Origin of the sequence: Pseudoalteromonas sp. NEC-BIFX-2020_015 (genome assembly GCF_012952265.1) — a bacterium.
Lineage (GTDB): Bacteria > Pseudomonadota > Gammaproteobacteria > Enterobacterales > Alteromonadaceae > Pseudoalteromonas > Pseudoalteromonas neustonica.
In genome coordinates, this window is sequence record NZ_JABCJL010000003.1 from 247,065 (window position 1) to 263,854 (window position 16,790).

Consider the following 16,790-nt stretch of genomic DNA (forward strand, 5'->3'; position numbering starts at 1 on the left):
TATGCGCCCTTATTTTTTACTCGGCTTTAACCTAACCGCACTAACCAGCTGCAGTGCACTATTATGCTACCTGTTTATTAATAAAGGCTTTTCGGCAACACTGCTATCAGTTGGCTTAATAAGTATTGCGCTGATCGGCCATCTATTTACACTATTTACTCGCCAGCAAAAACAAGCCGAAATGGTTATTCGCGCACTCGCTAATGGCGATAGTACGTTAGGCCTTAGCCATTATCATCCAATGCGTAAGCAGTTCGATCAAGTCAAAGAGCAAATGCAAACCGCACGCTTTAATGCCGAGCAACAAGCACAGTTTTTACAAGCATTATTAATTCATGTCGACTTGGCTGTATTAGTCTCTGATGACAGCGGCCAAGTTATTGAGTCAAACCCTGCTGTAAGTAAGCTTTTAGGCAAAAGCTTTAAGCACTTAACTGAATTAGGCGCGGTGGGTGAGCTACTTTTACAAGCCGACCAAAACGTACGTAGCACCCTACACTGGCAAACAGGCGAACAACACGATACATTGTCAATTCAACTAAGTATCGCCGAAATTCAGGGGAAAGTTCGCCGTGTTGTCAGCATACAATCGATTCATGATCAATTGCAGTTAAAAGAACAGCAAGCCTATAAGCGCTTAACTAAAGTACTAACGCACGAAATAGCAAATTCTATCACGCCACTTTCATCTCTAGCTCATACGTGTACAACCTTATTACCGCAAGAACTGTGTTTTGATGATATTGAAGATAAGCAAGACTTACAGCTTGCACTAAGCACGTTAGCGTCACGTACTGGGCATTTAGGTGATTTTATTGCACGTTTTCGTCAAATTAGTAGCTTACCCAAACCTAATTTAGCACCATACAATTTAGCTGATATACTTGAACAAATAGTCGCGCTGCACCAACAGCAAGCATTCAGCCAAGGCACAACTTTTGAGCTTGCAATTCGTAGCCAGCAACTGGTGATGCTCGATAATAGCCAAATAGAGCAAGTGCTGGTTAACTTAGTAAAAAATGCACTTGAAGTACTTGCTATGGATCATCAACAAAACGCACAGCACTCAAACAAAACACCCATAATTCAATTCACCCTCGCGCAAAATAGCGCCCAACAGCTTTACATTGAAATCAGTGATAACGGCCCAGGTATTGCTGAACACGTTATAGATATGATTTTTGTGCCTTTCTTTACCACCAAGCAACAAGGTTCTGGTATTGGCCTAAGCCTATCAAGGCAGATTATGCTCAACCACGGCGGCGATTTAGTTTATGTGCAAAAACCGACGGGAGCATGCTTTAGGTGTGTGTTTGGGTGAATGATAGGCCGTCATTTATGGCGGTAATTCATTTATGACGGTAATTAGAATTTATACTTTTGCTAAAACAAAACTTACTACCACATTTCTCTCATCTTGCCACAGCTCATCACTATACGTGTACTAATTTTATAGCGTGATTCTTGCCCAATATGGTTATTCCTTCTTTACAAAACCCGAACAAAAGGAAATGCAAATGATAGTGATTTGCAAAACATCATGTTACCATTGTGAACACAAGATGAAATGTTGTAAAAAAGAAGGACTCTATGAAACGCTCGTTAGTTTCTGTTGCATTAAACATGGCTCTATTGCCAGCAGTAATACTCTCTCATACTACTCATGCCGAACAAGTGACACCTGATAGCGATAAAAAAATCGAAACTATTATGGTAACAGGCCAAAAAATAGCCCGCTCTTTACAAGAAACAACAACCAGTGTAGCGGTCTTAACGCCTGAACAACTTGAGCAACAACAGATAAACAGCTTTGATGATGTAATGATTAATATTGCAAATACGCATAGTGACAATAATCGCAGCTTTAGCATTCGCGGTATTGATGGCTTTAATGTTTCAGGCGGTGGTAATAGCTTTTTAGCCAGTATTTATGTTGATGGTGCGCCCCTACCTGCTGACTTAGTTAGAGCCGGTGCTTTTTCAACTTGGGACGCGCAACAAATTGAAGTTTTACGCGGTCCGCAATCAACACTACAAGGCAGAAATGCATTAGCGGGTGCTGTAATTTTAAATACACAAAACCCAACCTATGACTGGCAAGGCAAGTATAAACTTACCGTAGGATCCCATGGCCACCAGGATGTAGGTGTTGCTATTGGAGGTGGTATTGTTGATGAGCAACTTGCATTTCGCTTTAGTGCAGAAGAAACCAGCGATGACGGCACCGTAAAAAATACATTTGATAATTCAGATGCCAGTGCCTCTGATGAACACACATACCGCCTTAAATTTTTATATGAACCCACAAATTTAGAAGGGTTCTCTGCTCAATTAAGTCTAATGAATGCTGAGCGATCGTACGGTACGACTACACTGGCAATTGCCGAAGGTCAAAACCCTTTTGAAAATCGCGTAACCGTTTTTAATGATCCCCGTAGGCGAAAAACCAGCTCTGATCTTGCCTCTTTAACGTTGCAATACGATATTGACGATCACTTATCGATTGCGTCTTATACTACCTATTCAACTGTAGACACTTCCTTTGTCTGGGACTCTGATTATGTGGCTAAAAGGGGTATTGAGCCAACAGTCGATACTGGCAGCACACGCAATAATGACTCTAATATTGATACGTTAAGTCAGGAACTTCGCTTAACGTTTGATTATGATAGCTTTAGCGGTGTGTTAGGTGGTTACTATTTTAACGCTGACAGCGAGAGTACTAGCACCGGCTTAAATCATTATCAGTTATCCAGGTTTGGTTTATCTAGCGATGGCTTGCAAGCGCAGTTTAAATTGCCAAAAAATATTGCTGACTTAGTTTACAGCCAATACGATGCATTTAACCCTGCAACAACAGAAATTTATACGCAACTTAGCAGCGAAGTTACCAGTTATGCACTGTTTGCCGATGGTGTATGGCATTTAAATAATCAATGGGATTTACTTGCCGGTATCCGCTTCGATAAAGAAAAACAAAGCAACGCTAATGACGCTAAGTACACTATTTTAAATCAAGACAAAATGCCTAACCCAGCCAATTACTCAGGCACTCCTCTTGAAGGTATTACCCCCCTTATTACGGGTATAAACAATAAGCTGTTGGCCTTTGCTGCACAAGCATCAAAAACAGCGCCAATGGTAGACGCATCATTTAACACTCTATTACCTAAAATTGGTGCCAGCTATCACATTAATGATAATGCGACAGCGAGTTTCACTTACCAAAAAGGCTACCGTTCTGGTGGCGTAGGTGTAAACCAAGCAACTAGTAAAATTTTTGAGTATGATGCTGAATATACAGACAATTATGAACTTTCATACCGCTCAACTTGGCTTGATAATAAGTTAACGGTAAATGCCAATCTGTTCTACATTGATTGGAAAGATCAACAAGTTGATGTGCAGCTATCTACAAATACCTATGATAGAGAAACAAAAAATGCCGGAAGCTCAAAAGTCCAAGGCTTTGAGCTAGAGCTGAATTATTTAGTAAGCAACAACCTGACGGCATATGCGGCCATTGGCTACTCTGGCACTGAGTTTACTAATTTTAAAATAAGCATCCCGGTTGCTGATGGCTTTAAAGAAACTGATTTATCTGGGCGTCGCTTTATGGCTCCACAAAGAACCCATAATTTAGGTTTAACCTATCAAGCTGATAATGGCTTTTTTACCAACCTAAACCTTAATTATGCAAGCAATGCACCTACTGCTATCAACCCTGAACGTAATGGCGATAAGCCGGGTGACCCTTATTATGATCTACACAATGATGCACGTACTTTAGTGAACTTACAAATCGGCTATGAGTGGGAATCTGTAGGCGTTTACCTCATTGGCAAAAACCTGCTGGATGAAGAATATTTCACTTCAAACGGAGTCAGAAATCCTGATTTAGGAAAACCAAGAGAGTTTGCACTTAATATTCGTGGTGTCTTTGATTTGTAAGTAAGAATTACCTAAGCCTTGTATACCCAAGCCACCTCAAGATGCAGAATTCAGCGTTTCACAGGGGCTTAATATCAAGGCGTTACTTTGCAATAATGGCAATCCCTTTTAAGAAGTAACAACGATGAGAGTGAGTCCCTGTGAAGCGCCCTGCGGGTTGGTTTTAAAGCGATTTATACTACGTTATTGATTTTAACAATAGAACCACTATTACTTGCAATCAATGCCTTGCCTAAATCGCTTTAAATTCCAACTGAAACTCACATCTTGAGGTCGCTTGGGTATAAATGCATGATTAAGCGCTTCACAGGGTCAGAACCTAGGCGCTTTGCAGAAAGTAAGCCTCTGCAAAGCGCCTGAAAGTTGGTTTAAAAAGATGTCAGTTCAGCTGGCGTCTTTTTGTCGTTTAAACAATATAAAAATAATATTTAAAGGAATAGAAATGAGCTACTTTTTTTTGCTACCAGCTTATTGGCTGTGTGGCATTTTGTTATATGGGGCAAGCCCTAGGCAAAAATTTATAAACCCCGATCAGCGTGTACCGCCAAAATGGTTAACCTTGTTGTTTACGACCGGTTTATTAATTTTAACTGTATCGCTGATGCTTATTGCTAATACAGGCATTTTTATTGCGCTTCTTTACGTATTCATTTTATTTATGTTTTTTATTCCTGCTCCTGTTTTTTTACTCTCGCACAGACCTAAATGGGCTTGGCCAAGCGTTGGTTTTTTTTGCTGCCTCGCGGCGGTATTTCACTTATTAGGAGCAACTCATGTGGCATAAAACATTTGCCGGAATGTTAAGTGGCTTAATTGTAATGATACTGGTGCCAAGCATCATTAGCTTAATATTCCCTCAATTAGTCGGGCTTATTTTAGCGCTTGGATTGGTATTCGCTTTATCAGCATGGGCTGGCGTGATGACTTGGTGCTATGGTGCAAATACAAATAAACAAGCATGGTTAAGAGCTGCTAAGGCGGCCATTCCAACCATTATTATCTTCATTGGCGTATTTTTAACTGCTACGGGGCCAACAGTATGAATAAAGAGACCTTAAAAAACCTTACACATGCTCATGCGTGGCTTGGGTTAATTATCTCTGGCGTATTAATGATTGTATTTGTGTGCGGCTCAATTTCGTTTTTCCGCCATAATATTACACAGTGGGATAGCCAGTATCATGCTCCTGCGGCCGCTTCGGGTGAAGTGGTGCCTGTATCAACAATTCTAGATAATATCGCAGCTCAAAATTTTGCTATTCCTGCCCATCATAATTTATTAATTGCACTACCATCAGCAGAGCAACCTTATTATTACACCGCGTTCGAAACTGAAACTGCGGATGGTCATCATGTTGACCACCAGCTAAATTTTGATGCTGTTACAGGGCAGCAGCTACCATTTGATCTTGATACCTTTTATTTGAGTGACATGCTCTATAATTTACATATCAGCTTATTACTCCCTTATGGCACTGAAATAGTGGGTGTAATTACCTTGCTCTTTTTTGTGATGGTGATGTCTGGTTTATGTATGGTATTGAAAAAAATGATCAGTCATTTTTATCAATACCGTACAAATCGTAATAAAGATACTTACCTTGATGGGCATACTTTAATTGGTGTTTCATCACTGCCATTTACCTTTGTTTTTGCACTGACTGGGGTTATGTTTAATTTAAGTATTGTGCTACAAGCAGGTTTTGGTTTTGCTGTTTTTAAAGGTGATATACCTGCTTTAATACAAACGGCAGGCTTTTTTCAATTCCCTCAAGTGGAATATTCTGGCAATGCTGTAAACAATAGCCAAGTTGATGTCATCCTCAAAAAAACCCAAACACAGTACCCAAACCAAGCTATTAAAATAATAAACATTTATGGTGCAGGAGACGAAAATGGCGAGGTAGAAGTTAGGCTACATGAGCAAAACAGTTTAGTGCCCACAACATACCTTACTTATAAGCTTAAAGATGCCTCGTTTATTGATGAGTATAATTCAAAGCAAGCGCCTACAGCAGCCACTTACACTGCACTAAGTAATCTACATTTTGGCGAGTTTGGTGGGATCACGCTTAAGTTTGTGTACTTTATTTTAGGGTTTAGTTGTTGTTATTTAATTTTATCCGGCAACCTTATTTGGCTAGAAAAGCGAGAAAATAACCGCCAACAAAGTAAACGAGGATTAGCTTTTGTAAAAGCTATGACCTTAGCACTTTCAACAGGAACATTAATAGCCGTAGCCTGCAGCTTTATTGGCGCACGGCTTACCCCTATTAGCTGGGATCGAACCGAACTACTGCCTACCTTGTTCTTTTGTGCTATTGGAGTCAGTTTATTACATGCAATATTTAATAGTATGCAGCGCCAGCGCGTTCGTTTAGCGATGGTACAACAGTTATTTGTTGCAGCATTACTATTTACAATTTGCCCTATTTACGACCTTATAAATACTATTTTTGGGCACACCACGCACAGTTACCAATTATTAGATGTGGTTTTAGTCAATGCGATGTTGTTAGTTGTAGCGGGGTTTTGTTTTACTTTAGCGCAATACAAACGCCGAGGTTTGGTGAAAAATAGTCCATTTGACGATACGCCAAAACCAATTTTGGAATAACTCAACCACATAATAAAATGGCGTACTGTTTAGTACGCCATTACATTGTAGGTCGTCATTTATGGCGACAACCTAAAGTATAACCCTACAGTAAACACCTTTACGCGCTAAAGCACGCCCTACATTGTAGGTCGTCATTTATGGCGACAATCCAAAGTATAACCCTACAGCAAACACCTTTTCGCGCTAAAGCACGTCCTACATTGTAGGTCGTCATTTATGGCGACAACCTAAAGTATAACCCTACAGTAAACACCTTTACGCGCTAGAAAATAAAAGGACGCACTGTGTATGTGCGCCATTTTTAAGTTAAATAATTACTTAAGTGCAATTTCCCATACTGCTATTGAACCTGATATTTCATTACCCACAATCAGCAATGCTTTGCCTGTCGCACTTTGCTCAGCTGGTACAAATGCCATGCCCTCTGGCGCTAAATCACCAGTGATATCTGCCCCTTCTGTCGTGCCACGGTTATAAAAATAATCAGTGTATTTAACGTCAAATGGGTTGGTGATGTCGTATACCATAATGCCACTCATACGCTCTAATCCAACAAACGCAAATAAACGCTCGCCAACTTTACCCAGCGCTAATGCTTCAGGCTCCGGCCCTTTGGCATCTGAGCGGGTATCGCCTTCATTGGTATCTTCATCGTTATTAAACGCGCTGCCATGGATAGATGCGGTAATGCGCTCAATTTGATCCCCAGAATCAAATACCACTAAGCCATTACTATCCCAAATAGTGAATGAGCGTGCACCGTAAGTATAAAGCTGCTCATATTGCCCATCGTTATCTGCATCGCCTTTCACTGTGGTTACTTTTAAACGGCCAATATCGTCATTGTCGTTATTCAGATAAGAGAAGTTCGCCGCGAGCGTTAAATCTTTTGCGCGTGACTCATCAACGTACGCCAAGCAGCCGTCTTTATCGTCAAAATCAAGACCGCCTTTTGCTGTACAGTCTTCGGCATTGGCTGCATCAAAAAAGTACTCTCGGCCATCACCTTCGTTTGCACTGACAATGAAGTTTGCCCCTTTGTAGCTAAAGCTGGAAATAGTATCTGGCTGATACATACCAAATAAACCTGGGTACTTCTTAAAATTAACTTTGCCGTCTTTATCTGACGCATCCATGGTCAAGTTAGACCAATCTTTAAAACCAAGCCCCATCAATTTTAGGCTGTTGTCTGTTAAATCAACCACAGCCAAGCCGTTATTTTCTTGAATAGACACGTACGCGTAGCGGTTATCTTTGGAGATACTGACATACTCAGGTTCTAAATCCATTGCCACCGTTGTATTAATAACCTTGCCATTAATCGTTCGCCCTGTGGGATTGGCAAATACAAAACCTTGTGCCTCTAGCTCTGTTTGTTTGTCGTTATAGGCTGTAAAATCAAGCATTGTAGCTGCATCTGCAATCGCCCCGTTATTAACACTGATAATGCTAATACTGCCAAGTGGATCGACACTGTAATCGCCTGCTGGCTCACCTTCATTTGCAACCACTACCTTGCTGCCGTCATGGGTGAATGTCACCATATCTGGCAATGCACCAACCATTACATTTTTAATAAAAACAGGGGCATCGCCTGCGATGTTATAAAAGGCAATGTAACCTGCTTCACCAACCGTTTTAGATGCCATCGCCACAGCAAGGATCTGGTTATTCTCATCAATTGCAATACTGTTTGCATCACCGGTGGTGTGATCATTTAAAGTAATGGTGATCGCGCTTGTTAAATTAGTTGCCGTAACAATGCCTTCATTATTTTTTACCATGGCGGCGCTATCAAAGCTTTGTGCTGGCAAAATATTTACAACAGCAACATCACCAGAGCTGTTAATTGCATAAATCCACTTTTTTGAAGCCTGATAAGCAACAATTTCAGCTGCCCCTTCAGGGCTTTGTGCATTTAGTACCGCGCGACCAACTAAGTTAATATCTAAAAGTCGATTCGCGTCTTGGCCGTTTTCACCATTAGCGCCATCGCCCCCATCAACTCCATTTTGACCATCAACACCGGCAGCTCCTTGCTCTCCCTGCGGACCAGTTAAACCGTCGTCGCCATCAAGCGAGCACCCTGTTAAAGCACAAAGTAATGAAATTGCGAGCAATGAACGTTTTAGCATGAAAAAACCCTTTTAATTTTTTGAATAATTAATTGGGGCATAGTGCATCACATGTGTATGACTAATGGGCTACGGTTTTATGGTTTTTTTATGACAACTAATAATACAGGGCAACTCTTAACTCAGCCCTAAATCACTTCTTAAATCACTTTCTAAATAAGTAATACCAACATCAACGGGCTAATAATCCCAAATCCAATCAACCGCGCATAAAAGCGAAGTTTTCTGCTGTATTGCCCGCTAGGCTTTATACCAAACAACGGGCAAAGAACATCGAATCCGCTAATCACTTCATAGAAAAACCAACAAATCATAAAAGTAAGGCTGATGATAGCAAGAGGCTCAATGATTACTCCCAATTGCATTGGCGTAAACCAAAACGCCAAGGCGATGATCACGCTTTGATGTAAAATATAAAATGGGAAAACGGCGCCATTAAGCTTGTTAAGTATCGGATGGTTGCGATTCAAAAAACGCTGTGCGAGGGCTAACATCAGTACTACACCAAGTAAACGCTGGGTGGTATAAAGCATGTCCATGCTAGTGATTTGCCATTGGCTAGATGCAGCGTTTTGCCAAATAATATGATAGCCCGCAACAACTAATAGATAACCGACAATAAATAGCCCTAGCAACACCCGCCAACAGCGCAGTAATTGGTTATAAAATACTGGCTGCCACGCAAGTAAATAACCATAAAGTAAAAACAACGCGCCCATGGGATAACGAAACGTATCACTCGGCCAGCTCAATTTTAGCGCGCAAAGCGGCAACAGTAATACAATGAAAATAATAAGCAGTGACTGCTCACACAAGTACGTAATTAAAGCCTGAACTTTAGAAAGATGTAGTAAAGGTAAAATCAGCACAAGCAGCAAGGTAAATTGCCATAATGAGCGTAAATACCAAAGGTGATTTACATCAACATGGGGCCAAATACCGGCACTATAATTTTTAAAAATCGGGTGTGATAAATCAAAAAATGTCTGATAAAACTGCCAATAATTCAGCGTTAAACCACTTTCTTGTGACATTTGCGCATACAGCTGTACCGGAACTACAAACCAGATCCCAACAAGCAAGGGTAATAATATGAGTATACTGCGACTAACTAAAAAATCCCAAAAAGACAAACGCGCCGCAATGAAGCGCAGTGCAACGCCAGAGATAAACCAAATCAGTCCCATTCGCCAGGGCGATAGTAATAGCATGGCATTTTCAACACCGCTGCTTAGATATTGGCTTTTGAAATGAAAACCCCAGCTTTGGCTGTACAGCATACCTGTGTGATAAAAAATAAGTAAACCAAATGCCAACACTCTTAGCCAATCGAGCTCATAGCGCCGCGGTAAACTTTCACAAGAGTGATTAAACACATTTCGCCAAGGTGAAAAAACACTCCCTAGCCCATTTTTTAGTTGTTTGACCATGACTTACATCCATACCTTAATATGTGTATTAATGTAGCGAAGATAATCTTAATTCCAAGTATAAAAGGCTGATAAAACAATACGTAGGGATAAGCGGTGGCTCACAGGGACGGTAGCCGATGAAAAGTATTGCCTATTATTACCTGCTTGCTATGCTCAAGCTTATTGGAATAATTTTTGCGATAACTCTGTAAAGTATGCATACATTAAATAGCGCTCAACTACACCACTTTCAACACTACCAAAAATGGTATGCCGCTATTTTTCTAGCATTGTATGTGTTTATTAACAACAGTATTAACGCCACCTCTCAAATTATGGAAGCGCAGCGCGATGGCGCATTACCATTTCTGTTGTGGGAGCCTTTTGTGTGGGAATACACGAGCGCTGTTAGTACCTTATTACTCATACCAGCTCTTTTATACTTGCTAAAACACCATCCTTTTAATTGGCAAGCAGTGAACCGCTCAATCGCTTTATATTTTGCAGCATCTGTACTTTATTGTGTGCTGCACGTTGGGGTGATGATTGGATTGCGCAAGCTTATCTATTGGCTACAAGCGCGCGCTTATGACTTTGGCCTGAATTGGTTTGAGCTGTTATATGAATACCGCAAAGATCTGTGGGCGTTTTTGTTTTTTATCGTCGTTATTAAAGTATTTAGTTATGTTTTCGCTCAAATCATAGGGGAAGCGACCACTTTAGCAAATAATGAAGAAGAGCTTATCCCCACCCAATTCGATCGTTTTTTAGTAAAAAAGCTCGGTAAAGAGTTTATCGTTAAAGTGAACAACATAGACTGGTTAGAATCATCTGGGAATTATGTAAACCTGCACTGCGCAGAACGTATTTACCCACTTCGTGCTACATTAACTCAGCTTAGCAGTAATTTAGAATCTCAAGGGTTTTGCCGTATTCATCGCTCTCATGCAATTCGCTTAGATGCAGTTGAATCGATCACACCATTATCTAGCGGCGATAGTGAAATAAAACTAACCACGGGTAAGGTACTTAATTTATCCCGACGTTATAAAGATCAATTTAAAACTCACTTAAATATTAATTAACCCCAACTTTGGTTAAGATGCTAATTAACATAGTAATATTAGTGTTGTTAGTACTCTCCAGCTAGCGTTCGTTTTTAGCTAGGCTGACCTCATCGACATTTTAGGAGTGATTTCATACGTGTTTTCTAATCGATATATCGGCATTTTTCCGCTCATTTTTGTTTTATCTGGCTGTGAAACCACATCTGAAAAGCCAACCCCTCAAACAGTTATTACAGCACAGCCAAGCTCCGTTATTAGTCAGCAAAGTGAAGCGATTGAGCAGGTAGCGCCTTTAGCCCCTCAAACGCTAGATGATGTTTGGCAACGTATTCGCGTACAGTTAAGCTTTGCTAATTCAAGCCACCCAGATGTACAGCAACGCATAGCGTGGTATTTATCTCACCCAAACTATATGGATGAAATTAGCCGCCGAGCCGAACCTTACCTTTACTATATTGTAAACGAAGTCGAAAAACGCGGGTTACCCATTGAATTGGCATTAATGCCGCTGATTGAAAGTGACTTTGATGCAAGTGCCTATTCACATAAACATGCTTCAGGGTTATGGCAACTGACTCCCGCAATTGCCAAGCACTTTAAAGTGCACATATCTCCTTGGTACGATGGGCGTCAGGATGTCATAGATAGTACCCGCGCAGCGCTCGATTTTATGGAGTATTTATATCTACGTTTTGACGGTGATTGGTATCACACTGTTGCGGCCTATAATCTAGGCGAAGGACGTGTATTGAGGGCAATTCGTAACAATAAAAAACAGGGAAAACCGACCGATTTTTTTAGTTTAAAGTTACCAAAACAAACAAGTCAGTACGTACCTAAATTACTTGCTGCGGCGCAATTATTAAAAAGCCAGAAAATGGCATTTCCAGTAATTCCAAATAAAAATGCTATTGCTGTGGTGCCTGTATCGGGATCGGTTATTTTAGATAACAAAGATAAATGGCAACAACTAGAATCATTAAATAATGGCGTGATCCGCTTTCCTGCTATTATTGATGCACCGCACATCGTTGTCCCTATAGATAAACAAGCCGCATTTAAAAGCATGCTCGCAAGTCAAAAAAGTAACGATTTCAGTCAATGGCAGCATTATACAATTCAATCTGGTGACAGTCTCAGTGTGATAGCTAAACGCTATGCGATCAGCGTGAATCAATTAAAAGCATTTAATAACCTAACGAGTAACCGCATTCGCGCGGGGAGTAAATTGATCCTCCCTATACTTGCCGATCAAGAAATTGAGCATAAAGTAAAATCGGGAGAAAGCTTATGGAAAATCGCGAAGCATTACAAAGTCAGTATAAATAAACTAAAACAATGGAATAATCTCTCAAGCGACCATTTAAAAATAGGCGAAAAGCTAACTGTATTTTTGTCTAAGAGTTAATAAACCTGAACTCTGAATAATCATAAAAGGGCCGATAAAATTATCAGCCCTTTTATTATTTGAGCGAAGGTTACTTAAGTAACCTCGTTATCAGCTTGCGGCTTTGTGCTATACCAGTTTACGGTTCGAGTGAGCATCATAATCAAACTGAGTACTGCAAACACCAATACACTGCCCATCAATAATGCATAATCTTCCGCACTTAATAAGCCAAATAATAAACCATATAAAAACACAACACCGAGGAAGAAAAACCCACCATGTTTACTATTTTTAAGCATGCCCGCAACATAGATACTGAGTAAAAATGCGGATGAAAGAGCTGATAAAAGATACGCCAGATTAAACCCTAAATGCTCACTTAAAGAAATCAACAGTAAATAAAAAACAGCTAGAGCAAGTCCGACAAAACCATATTGTACAGGGTGTATTGGCTCACCACGCAATACCTCAAGTAAAAAGAAACTAGCAAACACCAGTAAGATCACGAGTAAAGCATAATTACTTGCGCGATAACTTTTAAGATAATGATTTACGCCATCAACTAAATTAACCCCCATGCTGCGCTGCTTAAATTGCGCACATTCATTTTGAAATAAACAATGGTTAAATAACTCCTGCAGGTTCGTGGCAAAATAATTTGTTTGCCAACTTGCTGAGAAGCTTTGCTGTGAAATATTCGATTCAATTGGGAGGTAGTCGCCGACAAAACTTGGGTGAGGCCAATCAGCTTGCATCGTTAATGAGGTTTCTTTGCCAACAGGCGCTAAAGCAAGTTTGCGCATACCTTGCAAATTTAAGTCAATTTGGTACGGTAAAATAGGCGCTTCCATGATGCTTGCATAATCAAGTTCAATACGAACCCCTTCTGGTAATTGTGCGATTTGCGTACCCGGTAACAATTTGTAGGTGTGATCATTCATACTTATTTGAGAGCCTTGCCCAATCCCTCGGATATCAGCAATGGCCATAACAAGATTAAGCCGCTTTATTTTTTTGCCTGCTAATGGTTTTAATGACGCTGTATCAAACACACCATCAAACCTATTTTTTGAACGATATAGAAGAGCTTTATAAATGCCCCGGTATTTTTCGAATGTTGATAATGTGCTGTCTATATTCAGTGATTCAGGCAATAGCAAAACACTTACGACATGATCTATAGTTTTACCATCTCGAGTGCTGGTTTCAATATATTCAGCATGAATAAAAGGACCAATAATTTGTTGCTCAGCACTACTGCTTTTTGCAATATCTGCTTGAACTTGATCTTGCAGATCAGCTCGCTCATCTATTAAATTTTGGATCATAAAAATTGGGATAAGTAGCAGGACAATTAAACCTATAATTATCACCAATTTTGTTTCTATTTTTTGTTTCATCTATATTCGCTCCATGTATTATTTAAATACATGGTAACGAAGCTATGTGGAGTTATGGTGGGTCTTAAGTGGAGCTTTTATGGAGTTGGTACTGTGATCTCAACCAAAACCCCTTGTTCAATATTACTTATCGTGAGTTCCCCTTTGTGTAATTTAATGACTTGCTCTACAAAATTTAAACCTAAGCCTGTGCTTTTATTACCGTTAGCACGAGGCAGTGAGTAAAAGCGCTCTGTAATGCGCAACAGCGCATAATCAGGAATACAAGAGCCCGTATTGCTAATTTTAATACTCACCATGCGCTGATGTACTTCTACGAAGATATTGATTTGACCGCTTTCGAATAAAAAGTCGAACGCATTATCAACAATGTTATAAAGAGCCTGCTGTATTAAAAAGCGGTCTCCCATTAACTGCATACTAGAGTCACATTGAATTGTTATTAGGGCATTTTTATTAGTGGCTTTAGCTATAAAAGAACCCTTTATTGCCTCAAGTAATGGGGCTATAAAAATAACTTCTCGCTTTTCAAGTTCAGGAAGTTGTTCTAGTTTCGTTAATGCTAATAACTTATCTATCAACTTTTGCATTCGTGCTGTTTCTGATTCAATATTACTAGCAAATAACTGCTGTTTATCATTACTTAGCGGGGTTTGTAGGATCTCACTCGCGCCTTTAATCGCTGATAATGGACTTTTCAATTCATGTGTTAGAGTTTGCACATAGTTTTCTACATAGCTTTTACCATCTAGTTGACGGCGCATTTTCTCAAGTGCATCACTGAGTAACCCATATTCATAAAATACTCTAAAAGTCGGTTTATTGGCCTTTTCACCCCGGCCTATTTTGTCGGCATAATTAGCTAGCTTATACAAAGCGCTATTGATCCGCCAAGCGATCAAAGCCCCTACTATTAATGCCAATATACTCATCACCGCTAGCCAACTTAATACACGGTACTTAGACATATTAATAAATGGTTGCACCGATCGGTTTGCTTTAGCTACCGTGACAGCGCCAATGATTTTTTCATTATGGATAATCGGCGCAGCTACATGCATCACAGTAGAAAGGGGATCACTTGAATCCAAGGCTGTAGAGCGTGCACCATATTCTCCTCGTAATGTCAGATACACATCATTCCAGCGCGAAAAATCTTTACCTATATCTTGCTGCCAAGAATCAAGGACAACAACTCCATCAGCATTAGTAATATAAATACGGTGATTAATTGCAGGCTTGCTAATCCCCCAAATGGCTGCATTCGGCTCTCGCATGCCGTATGAATTAATCTGTTTAGCGAACTTACCTTCTACCAATGTACCCTGAACAAGATCTTCTCGGGCCATGACAGCGAGTAAATTAGCCATATCAACGAGAGTTTCTTCACTTACTTGACGCACCGTTGGTTTTATTTCGCGCATTACAGTAGAGCTAACCAAGTAAGTTGTTAATATAACAAGTACAAAATAGAGTAAAAATAATCTAAACCCCAGAGGGATTTTAGGCCAGCGCTTAAATCGAGATAATCCTTGAGTAATCTGTTTAAACGGGCTCATAAAAGTACCCAAAGCCACGTTTTGTATGAATCAATTCATCTGTACCTGCTGTGCGTAACTTGTTTCTAATCGCTTTAATATGACTATCAATATTACGAGCATACATACTCTCTTGGCATAGTTCAGCTGATGATAATAATTGCTCGCGAGAAAATACCTGCCGTGGTTGTGAAACTAGTTTATCGAGTACCTTAAACTCCAAAGCAGTTAGACCAAGCGATTGCTTTGCATAATAATAATCGTAGTTTTCACTATAAAGCACAGGTTTACTTTGAAAGGAATCTAACAGTGGCGCCGAAACACGATGTGGTTTTAAACGAAGTTTCACGCGAGCTAGCATTTCTCTAGGGCTAAACGGCTTAGTAACGTAGTCATCACCACCTATCTCTAAACCAACTACACGATCTATTTCATCATTGCGGGCTGTTAAAAAAATAATAGGTAATGATGAAAACTCTCGGATCTGCTTACATAACTCAAAACCGTTAGCATCGGGTAAACCAATATCCAAAATGAGTAAATCAGTACTAATTGCTTTTAAATGTTCAAGCCCCGCGCCAGCAGTTGAAAACCAGGCGACTTTAAATCCATCCATTTCGAGTGTATGAATTAACGTATCAGCAATCGCTTTCTCATCCTCAATAATTACAACCTGTACACAAGACATATCGACCACTTCCCTTAACAACCTCATTAGCAGGCATAATAGTTACAGTTAGTTATAGCCCAGTCAATAAAGATAATAATTTGCACAAGTTGCTGTTCACTTATGGAGTTTGTATTTACTGTTCAAGAGACCAAGCTATCCTGAAAAAATATAGTCCCTTGCTGTCAACCTATTGTAGGTCGTGATTTATCGTGACATGAAAATGCGTTGAGAAAAGAGTATGTGGGGCTCTGGGGAATACTGTATATGCCTTCAGGCTAAAGCCTGACCTTACAATAAAATACCCGCACGCTGATTGCAAAACAGTAGGTCGTGATTTATCGCGACAACCGATATATCGGGGTGTGTTGCTTTCAGATGAACGCCTGAGCGACACTGGCCACCTTGCACCTTGCACCTTGCTCGCTTTTTCACTTTCCTGCAGACGTAAAAAAGCCCGACTCAGTGAGTCGGGCTTTCTTTATTTGGAGCCTGGCGATGACCTACTTTCACATAACAAATGCTACACTATCATCGGCGCTGTTTCGTTTCACTACTGAGTTCGGCATGGGATCAGGTGGGTCCAAAACGCTATTGTCACCAAGCAAAT

11 protein-coding genes and 1 rRNA gene are annotated in these 16,790 nt (G+C 40.2%); 6 read left to right on the forward strand and 6 right to left on the reverse strand.

The genetic code is table 11. The features are described from left to right. The first annotated feature begins 1 nt into the window (after window position 1). From HH219_RS04030 to HH219_RS04045, 4 genes are all read left to right on the forward strand, one after another. Window positions 2–1,321: an ATP-binding protein gene (locus HH219_RS04030; RefSeq protein ID WP_169326699.1), complete on the forward strand. Its 1,320-nt coding sequence runs from the start codon at window positions 2–4 to the stop codon at window positions 1,319–1,321. A 269-nt stretch (window positions 1,322–1,590) separates the two neighbouring features. Continuing rightward, window positions 1,591–3,951, forward strand: coding sequence for a TonB-dependent receptor (locus HH219_RS04035; RefSeq protein WP_169326700.1), 2,361 nt, complete (start codon window positions 1,591–1,593; stop codon window positions 3,949–3,951). A 773-nt stretch (window positions 3,952–4,724) separates the two neighbouring features. Further along, window positions 4,725–4,994, forward strand: a complete 270-nt coding sequence (locus tag HH219_RS04040; RefSeq protein ID WP_054205799.1) for a hypothetical protein — start codon at window positions 4,725–4,727, stop codon at window positions 4,992–4,994. After that, complete coding sequence (locus HH219_RS04045; protein ID WP_169326701.1) at window positions 4,991–6,568, forward strand: PepSY-associated TM helix domain-containing protein; 1,578 nt, start codon at window positions 4,991–4,993, stop codon at window positions 6,566–6,568. The genes HH219_RS04040 and HH219_RS04045 overlap by 4 nt, the downstream gene beginning before the upstream one ends. 317 nt (window positions 6,569–6,885) lie before the next feature. Here the strand turns inward: HH219_RS04045 and HH219_RS04050 are convergent, their stop codons facing one another. Together HH219_RS04050 and HH219_RS04055 are read right to left on the reverse strand one after the other, a co-directional pair. After that, window positions 6,886–8,706 carry a choice-of-anchor I family protein gene (locus tag HH219_RS04050; RefSeq protein WP_169326702.1) on the reverse strand — a complete coding sequence of 607 codons (1,821 nt, stop codon included), beginning with the start codon at window positions 8,704–8,706 and terminating at the stop codon, window positions 6,886–6,888. Window positions 8,707–8,858: 152 nt separating this feature from the next. Continuing rightward, window positions 8,859–10,136 (reverse strand): acyltransferase family protein, encoded by a 1,278-nt coding sequence (locus tag HH219_RS04055; protein ID WP_169326703.1) that lies wholly within the window; start codon window positions 10,134–10,136, stop codon window positions 8,859–8,861. Window positions 10,137–10,333: 197 nt separating this feature from the next. Here HH219_RS04055 and HH219_RS04060 point away from each other — a divergent pair, with 197 nt between their 5' ends. Together HH219_RS04060 and HH219_RS04065 are read left to right on the forward strand one after the other, a co-directional pair. After that, window positions 10,334–11,203, forward strand: coding sequence for a LytTR family DNA-binding domain-containing protein (locus HH219_RS04060; RefSeq protein WP_054205796.1), 870 nt, complete (start codon window positions 10,334–10,336; stop codon window positions 11,201–11,203). A 118-nt stretch (window positions 11,204–11,321) separates the two neighbouring features. After that, window positions 11,322–12,593, forward strand: coding sequence for a LysM peptidoglycan-binding domain-containing protein (locus HH219_RS04065; RefSeq protein WP_169326704.1), 1,272 nt, complete (start codon window positions 11,322–11,324; stop codon window positions 12,591–12,593). 74 nt (window positions 12,594–12,667) lie between these two features. Here HH219_RS04065 and creD read toward each other — a convergent pair whose 3' ends face one another. From creD to rrf, 4 genes are all read right to left on the reverse strand, one after another. Next, window positions 12,668–13,975 (reverse strand): cell envelope integrity protein CreD, encoded by a 1,308-nt coding sequence (creD, locus tag HH219_RS04070; protein WP_169326705.1) that lies wholly within the window; start codon window positions 13,973–13,975, stop codon window positions 12,668–12,670. Between the two features lie 77 nt (window positions 13,976–14,052). Then, window positions 14,053–15,534 (reverse strand): two-component system sensor histidine kinase CreC, encoded by a 1,482-nt coding sequence (gene creC / locus HH219_RS04075; RefSeq protein ID WP_169326706.1) that lies wholly within the window; start codon window positions 15,532–15,534, stop codon window positions 14,053–14,055. Then, a complete protein-coding gene (locus HH219_RS04080) occupies window positions 15,521–16,201 on the reverse strand; it encodes a response regulator (protein WP_169326707.1) in 681 nt (226 codons plus the stop codon). Before HH219_RS04080 ends, creC begins: the two co-directional genes overlap by 14 nt. A 469-nt stretch (window positions 16,202–16,670) precedes the next feature. Continuing rightward, window positions 16,671–16,785, reverse strand: a 5S ribosomal RNA gene (gene rrf, locus HH219_RS04085). Window positions 16,786–16,790 lie beyond the last annotated feature (5 nt).